At 43.6% G+C, this 3,266-nt stretch carries 3 protein-coding genes and 1 riboswitch; all 3 genes read left to right on the top strand.

Translation table 11 applies throughout. The annotated features are described in order from the left end of the window. A partial coding sequence (locus EXG77_RS16350; RefSeq protein WP_035398983.1) for a hypothetical protein occupies nucleotides 1-373 on the top strand: 373 nt, incomplete at its 5' end. A gap of 151 nt (nucleotides 374-524) precedes the next feature. Next, a riboswitch (purine riboswitch) is annotated at nucleotides 525-626 on the top strand. An 84-nt stretch (nucleotides 627-710) separates the two neighbouring features. Then, nucleotides 711-2,066 (top strand): NCS2 family permease, encoded by a 1,356-nt coding sequence (locus tag EXG77_RS13865; protein WP_023467062.1) that lies wholly within the window; start codon nucleotides 711-713, stop codon nucleotides 2,064-2,066. Between the two features lie 83 nt (nucleotides 2,067-2,149). After that, on the top strand, nucleotides 2,150-3,061 hold the full coding sequence (locus EXG77_RS13860) for a proline dehydrogenase family protein (RefSeq protein WP_023467063.1): 912 nt from the start codon (nucleotides 2,150-2,152) through the stop codon (nucleotides 3,059-3,061). Nucleotides 3,062-3,266: the final 205 nt, after the last annotated feature.

Raw genomic sequence — 3,266 nt, 5'->3', positions numbered from 1 at the left:
ACCATTGGGAATTACAGAGAACAATATAGATATTGAGGAATTAGAATCTTTACTAAAGGAAGTTACACATGATGGTTTACGTCATTTTATGAACCATGAGGACTTTCTATGGTGTTTTGGTTATATGGTTTCGATGACCCCTTATTATTTTGGAGAGTACAACGAGTGGGAAGAAAAAGGCGCATCCATGTTACGACGTGCTCATGAATTATGTCCGAATGAAGCAATTTATGCTTATTCTTATCTTGGATCGTTCTCAAATGCTTACGGAACACGTGAAAATGAATTGCAACAGGTACAGAATGTTTTAGAGGATCGTTTTAAAGGAGAGGGACTATTATCCGACTACTTTAAGAGTATATACGCTCAGTGATAGGGCTGATTTCTAACAATCATGAAATAGCCTTCAAAAAACCGTTTTCAAAACCGAACGTTCGGATAAAATAAGTAGTTAAATTTCGCTTTTATGGTTGACCCATGAATTTGACCGTGCTACGATGTGTCTGTTCTTATTTTTCATACCACTAAAAAAACATAAATAATGCCGTATAATTCTGGGGATAGGGCCCGGAAGTCTCTACAGGAACACCGTAAAGGTTCCTACTACGGCGCACACGCAGCATCGTGCGCTTATTGAAACGGCTTTTACCGCTTAGGTAAGGGCCGTTTTTTGTTTTCAAGGAGACGGCTTATTTGGAAGGAAGGCAATCATGAGCACACAATTGAAACAGCCACACCAACCGAAAGCAAAAGAAAATGCGATTGCGCGTTTCTTTGATTTCAATGGGCTTGGTACGAACATGCGTACAGAGTTCATCGCCGGCATGACAACATTCTTCGCGATGGCGTATATCTTATTCGTTAATCCGAATACATTAGCCGAAGCAGGAATGGACGCAGGAGCAGTCTTCGGTGCCACAGCACTCGTTGCGATCATCGGTTCCGTTACGATGGGATTACTGGCGAACTATCCAATCGCGCTCGCACCAGGAATGGGACTAAATGCTTTCTTCGCCTACAGCGTCGTCATCGGAATGGGTATTCCATGGCAAACCGCACTTTCAGGCGTTCTCGTCTCAGGTCTCGTCTTCATGGTATTAACAGCTTCAGGTATTCGTGAGATGATAATCAATGCGATTCCAGAACCATTGAAAATGGCAGTTGCAGCAGGTATCGGATTGTTCATCGCGTTCATCGGATTAAAAACAGGTGGTCTCGTCGTGGCGAATGAAGCAACACTCGTCTCGCTTGGTGATTTAAGTAAAGGAACAACGCTTCTCGCGGTATTTGGTCTTGTCGTATCTGCGGTCCTAATGACGCGTGGTGTCAAAGGGGCGATCTTCTTCGGAATGATCCTAACGGCAGTCGCTGGAATGATCTTCGGTTTGATTCCGATTCCAACAAGTCTTGGTGAAGTCATTTCAGCACCACCAAGCATCGCACCTACATTTGGACAAGCATTCCTTCACTTCGATGAAATCTTCACGGTTCAAATGATGATCGTCATCTTAACTTTCTTCTTCGTTGATTTCTTTGATACAGCAGGTACACTGGTTGCGGTAGCAAACCAAGCCGGTCTGATCAAAGAAAATAAAGTACCACGCGCTGGTCGCGCATTGATCGCTGATTCAACAGCAACAGTAGCAGGTTCGATCCTTGGAACGTCGACGACGGTTTCTTACATCGAATCAAGTGCAGGGGTTGCAGCAGGTGGTCGTTCAGGAATGACGGCGATCGTCACAGCTTTATTCTTCGGTCTCGCTTTATTCTTCTCACCATTGCTCGCAATCATCACCGCACCGGTCACAGCACCCGCATTGATCATCGTTGGTGTGTTGATGGCAGCTTCACTGCTCCAAATCGATTGGAAAAAATTCGAGTATGCGGTTCCCGCTTTCTTGACCGTCATCATGATGCCGTTGACGTATTCAATCGCAACAGGGATTGCATTCGGTTTCCTCTTCTATCCGGTCACGATGATCGCGAAAGGACGAGCAAAAGAAGTGCACCCAATCATGTACGTGTTGTCACTCGGATTCCTCGGTTACTTTATCTGGTTGCATTAATCCAAACTGCGTCTTTCTTCTATATAGAAGAAAGACGTTTTTTTATTGGGAGAGGGTAAGGGAGAAGAGAGAGGGTGATTCAGATGTTACAGCAGATTACTGGAGCTGTATTCGAATACTTGGCTGAGAATAGACTGTTGATTCAATTAGCGAAAAAAGTCGGATTGCCGCTTGGTGGAACATTATTCGTCGGAGGACAGGGCGCAGAAGAGACCCTCGATACCGTGAAACAATTTAATCAAGATGGACGAGCCGCTACAGTGGATTGTCTAGGAGAGTTCATTGAGACAGAGCAGGACGCGGTAGACATCGCAAATGAATGTATTAAAGTCATCGGGCAAATCAAAGAACATGGTCTAGACGCACAAGTATCTCTAAAGCTAACATCGATCGGATTAAGAATCGATCCGGATATCGCCTATCAACAGTTGAGTCGTATTGCAGAGATTGCCTATCAGAGAAACATGCGCGTGACAGTCAACATGGAAGAAGCGATGATGGTCGAGTCGATCGTTCGAGTATTCGAACGCGTACATGAACATTATCCAAACGTCGGAATTGCGCTACAGGCAAATGTATTCCGTAGTCGTTTTGATCTAGAACGTCTTCAGGCAACAGTACGTATCGTCAAAGGGGCATACGATGGAGACGATGAAATCTATATTCAACCGAAGAAGACAGTAGATGAGACATACCTTCAATTAGTAAAAGTTAATTTGTTAAATGGGAACTACACGCAAATCGCGACACATGATGAACAGATCATCCAGCAAATCATTGACTTTGCTCAAATGAAACAGATTGATCCATCACGGTTTGAATTTCAAATGCTTCAAGGCATGCGACCGAAACGACAACAAGAGTTAGTTCGACAAGGGTATCGTGTCGTTATCTACGTTCCGCATGGTGTGGACTGGTATACGTATTTGATGAGACGGTTAGCAGAACGCCCAGCGAATATCGCGTTTACAGTAGGAGCCATGTTAAGAAGGTAAAGACTTTGCGAAGAGGATTTAAACTCTTTGCAAAGTTTTTTTAAAATAATGCTTGTGTTTGTCGAATTTTGTTGTTATATTAATAAATGTTCCAGCGAGACGCCTTTTATAAACGGTTCGTTGGGGCTGAAAAGTTTTTTAAAAAGCATGGTTGACATAATCAAAACAACCTGTTAATCTATTAAAGTCGCTAAGGCGGCAGACG

The organism is Exiguobacterium sp. OS-77 (assembly GCF_000414195.2).
Taxonomy (GTDB): Bacteria; Bacillota; Bacilli; order Exiguobacteriales; family Exiguobacteriaceae; genus Exiguobacterium_A; species Exiguobacterium_A indicum.
This window is presented reverse-complemented; position numbering and strand designations above follow the sequence as displayed.

Excerpts from the sequence above, each read along its gene's own strand:
- EXG77_RS13865 (WP_023467062.1), top strand. The coding sequence starts at position 711 with ATGAGCACACAATTGAAACAGCCACACCAACCGAAAGCAAAAGAAAAT.
- EXG77_RS13860 (WP_023467063.1), top strand. The coding sequence starts at position 2,150 with ATGTTACAGCAGATTACTGGAGCTGTATTCGAATACTTGGCTGAGAAT.